The following is a 4,049-nucleotide window of genomic DNA, read 5'->3' as shown; positions in this document are numbered from 1 at the left end:
GTCGCCGCCGCGCACGGCCTCGATGATCAGGTCGTCGGACGGCTCGTCCGGCGGGTCGAGATCGTCGACGAGATCGGTCGCGGATGGCAGGCTCATCCGTCGGCGCTCGCGTGCGGATCGACGGGCGCGAGCGAGAGGAAGCGCATCCTGTTCTCGCCGTAGAAGCAGGTCTGCACCATGAACTCCCCCGACATGCCGGCAAGCTCCTCGACGTCCGACCACTTGGGCGTGTGGCGTTCCTCGACGACCTCGTAGACGACGTCGGAGCCGTCGACCATCACACGCTGACCGAGATCCCAGCCGAGGATCACGTCTCCCCCGCAGTTGTTGTGGGCGGCGAACAGAGGCAGCACGTCGTCGATCCGGTAGCTGACCATCTCTGTGAAGCTGCCGTCGCAGCGATCCAGCTCGCCCATCCCGCCTTCGGCTCCGCGCCTGATCGACGGAAGGTCGTCGGGAGCGAACACCTGTCCGAGCTGCTTCAACACCGACACCTTGACGTCTCCGGTCACCTTGTCGACGAGGTCGGGCACCATCACGGATGCGGCGAGCAGCACCGCACCGACACCCACCAGCACGATGCTCGGCACGAGCAGACCGATCCGCCGCCGTGGAGGGCGAGACGCGACGGTTTCGCCGGAACGCTGCCGATCCGCATCCGCGCGGTCGACCTCGACGTCGACCGTCATGAGGCGGACGCGGAGTCGCGGGGCGTCGATCGCCTCTGCCTGCGGCTGCGACGCGAGCGGCGAGGGGCGACGACGACGAAGGTGAGTGCAGGGACGCCGACGACGAGCAGTGCCCACCAGGGGAATCCGGCCGGGTCGGTCGTGTCCTGGAGGGTGGTGACGGATGACCCGTCTGCCGGAGCGTCGATGCGCTCGGCGCGCACCAGCAGACGGTGCGTGTTCACGCCCGTCGGCGTGCAGGTCACGAGCGTGATGTAGTCCTTGCCTGCCACCTGACGCAGCTCTTCCGTGTCGTCCGGCAGCACGGTCACGGTCTGGTCGACCTCGTAGTACAGGTCTTCGCCGAACGTCGTGACCACGATGACGTCACCGTCGACGAGTTCGTCGATGTCGTCGAAGAGCGTCGCCTGCACGAAGCCGTTGTGCCCGGTGAGCACGGCGTGCGTGCCCGGGCCGCCCACAGGCAGGGATGAGCCGTAGAGATGCCCGATGCCTCGAGACAGCGTCTCTTCGTCGGTGCCGTGGAAGATCGGCAGATCGACATGGATGCTCGGGATCCGCACCCGGGCCATCGCGTCGGTTCCGTCGGTGCGGAGCGTGTCGAAGTACGCGGCGGCACCGTCGCCGACTGCGGTCTGCTGGCCGTCGGCGCCGAGTGCGTACGGATCGCGCAGGGGCCCGGTCGGCAGATTCAGGTTGTACTCGTCTGCCGCGGCGAGCATCGTCTCGACCTGGTCGTCGGGAACCTGCTCGACCGACTGCACATAGCCGTCGACCTCGGTGTCGTGGCTCCAGGCCGAGAACCATGAGGCGGCGGTCGGGTAGACGAGCACGGTGATTCCGACGGTCGCGATGAGCATCACGATCGCCTGGTTCCACCCCCAGCGCCTCCGCCGCGAGGTGGCGCGCCGGGCGGAGCGCGCGGAGGCGTCCTGCCCGGACACGTCGATGAGGGTCATGCTGCGCTCTCTCAGTGGATGAAGACGAGGGGAAGTGCGGGGACGAATGGGCCGTGCGGGGGAAGGGACCTCGACACCTCCCCCGCACGGCCAGTCATCGTGCTACGCCTCGACGCCGACCTTGCGGCGGCTGCGGATGGCGAGCAGGACTGCTCCGCCGAGCAGCAGCACGCCGCCGGCCAGGAACAGGGTGGTGCCGGCGCCACCGGTCAACGGCAGCGTGAAGCCGGCGTTGGAGGGGACGTTGACGACCTCGAGGTCGATTCCGGCGGCCGTGGTGGCTGCCGTCACGGTGAACTCGATCGGAGCGGCGAGCAGCTCGAAGCCGTCGGGCGCGACGATCTCGGCGAGCCAGTACGTCTGGTAGCCGTCGTCACCGGCGGCGACTGCGGCGTTGTCGGCCCAGTCGGAGTAGCGAAGGCCCGAGATGGTCACGGTGCCGTCTGCAGCGACGGCGAACTCGGTCGCGCCGCCGAGGGCGATCGCGTTGGTGCCGTCGATCGCGTCCTGCTCGGTCGGGTAGACCGAGAAGACTGCACCGGTGAGGGGTGCGCCCGCCTTGTCGGTCTTCTCGATCGTGATGTCGCCCCACTTGGTGACGACCTCGGGCGTGACCGTGGGTCCGCCGGGCTCGCCGGGCTCGACCGTGTACGAACCGAGGTTCGGGTAGAGCACCGCGGTGTTCGAGATCTCGCCGACGGTGTTGACGGCGGCCGTGAGAACGACCTGCACCTGGGTGGCCGGGTGCGCCGCGAGGACCGCGAGACCCGAGGCCGTGAACTCGACCGTCACCGCATTGGTGGTGGTGTCGTGGGCGACCGTGTAGTCGGTCGCGGCGAGCGTGGTGCCGTCGACGAGCGTGACCGCCGCGCTGACGTAGTCGAGCTTGGCGTCGAGCGTGTCGACGACCTTGTAGCCGTCGATGACGGCGACGTTCGGGATGTCGGTCGTGATCGTGAAGTCGATCTCGTCGCCGAGCTTGATGTCGGCCGAGTCCTCGACGGTCTTGGTGGCGCCGGTCAGTGCGTTCTTCGGGTAGACGTGCACGTCGTAGAGCCAGTTGGCATCAGACGCCGGATCGGTGAGCGGCACAGTCACGAGGAAGGGGGCGACCGCCGTCGATCCGCTCAAGGGAGCCGTCTCGACGACGAAGTAGAGACCGAGCTCGAGGTCTGCGAGGGCGATCTCGCCGTTCGCGTCGGTCAGGGTCTGGCCGCCGACGGCGCTCGCGGTGTAGCCGGCCGCCGTGATGTCGGCGACGCTGTCAGGAGCGAGATCGGCGAGGTCGTTGGCGTCCACCCAGCCCTGGTTGCTGGTGAGGTCGATGGCATCGACCTTGTAGACGGTGAAGCCGACTCCGGGAAGAGGCGACAGGGCGACATCCTGCTCGGTGCCGTCGTTCGGAAGACCGGTCGGCGTCTCCGGAGCTTCGAACTTGTGGATGGTCAGCGAACCGGTCGCATCCGGGTCGACGAGGTTGGGCGTCGCAGCGCTTGCCGGCGCGGCGAGGGTCAGCGCGGCGACACCTGCGGCGAGCAGGCCGGCCGCGACGCGGGATCCGCGCCGTGTGTTGTCAGTGTTCACTGTGTCTCTCTCTCGGTGGCCAGGTAGCCCTGGCGGTATTCAGGTGGTGGTCTTGTGAGTGCAGATCAGATCTGCGGGTCTTCGGTCTCTGCGCGGGTGCTGCGGCGGCGCATCCACAGGGCCAGCCCTCCCGCACCGAGCACGGTCAGCGAGCCGGCGAGGATGTAGGGCAGCGGTCCCGTTCCTCCGGTGGTCGGAAGCGTCATCGCCGGGACGTCTCGCACCGTGATGATCTGGCCGGTGGCCGTGACCGCCTGGTCGCCGCCGCCGGCGACACTGACCGTGCGGTCGGCGTTGATGATGAACTTCACCGGGTCCGCGAGCAGACTGAACCCGTCGGGGGCGGTGACCTCACTCAGCCAGTAGGTGCCCGCCGGGATGCTGTCGATCTGGAACAGCCCGGTCTCGACGTCATCGATCGTGAACGGCAGTGCCGCACCCGGCTCACCGTTCGCGTCGGCGAGCACGGCGAACGACGAGCCATCCATGCGCACCCACGTGTTCGCAGACGCTTCGCCGACCTTCTCGACCTTCAGCGGGATGCGGAAGGGCTCGATGGGCGTCTCGGTGCTGTCGTTGTTCGAGCGCACCGGTCCGCCATCGGGATCATTCCCGGTGGAATGGGCCGTGTTCACGACCTTCTTCGCGTCGGCATCCGGTTGAGTGATGACATAGGGCGCGTTCGCGACGCAGTGCGACACCTGGGTCGGGGCGAGGGACGTCGGAGTGCAGGTCACCGTGACGTTCTGCTGCGTCAGCCGGTCATCGACCACGGTGATGCTCGCGACGGTGACGTTTCCGGTGTTGGTGACGTCGA

Annotated in this window: 4 protein-coding genes; all 4 read right to left on the bottom strand. The window is 68.1% G+C overall.

Annotation, left to right across the window (positions count from 1 at the left end):
- Window positions 1–92 precede the first annotated feature (92 nt).
- Window positions 93–689 carry a hypothetical protein gene (locus J7E68_RS11940; RefSeq protein WP_215172852.1) on the bottom strand — a complete coding sequence of 199 codons (597 nt, stop codon included), beginning with the start codon at window positions 687–689 and terminating at the stop codon, window positions 93–95.
- On the bottom strand, window positions 686–1,648 hold the full coding sequence (locus tag J7E68_RS11935) for a class C sortase (protein ID WP_215172850.1): 963 nt from the start codon (window positions 1,646–1,648) through the stop codon (window positions 686–688). The genes J7E68_RS11940 and J7E68_RS11935 overlap by 4 nt, the downstream gene beginning before the upstream one ends.
- 102 nt (window positions 1,649–1,750) lie before the next feature.
- Window positions 1,751–3,232 carry a SpaH/EbpB family LPXTG-anchored major pilin gene (locus J7E68_RS11930; protein WP_215172848.1) on the bottom strand — a complete coding sequence of 494 codons (1,482 nt, stop codon included), beginning with the start codon at window positions 3,230–3,232 and terminating at the stop codon, window positions 1,751–1,753.
- A 65-nt stretch (window positions 3,233–3,297) separates the two neighbouring features.
- Window positions 3,298–4,049 (bottom strand): SpaA isopeptide-forming pilin-related protein (locus tag J7E68_RS11925; RefSeq protein WP_215172846.1); only part of this gene is annotated, 752 nt, incomplete at its 5' end.

The sequence above is a fragment of the Microbacterium sp. ISL-103 genome (assembly GCF_018613995.1).
Classification (GTDB): Bacteria; Actinomycetota; Actinomycetes; order Actinomycetales; family Microbacteriaceae; genus Microbacterium.
This window is presented reverse-complemented; position numbering and strand designations above follow the sequence as displayed.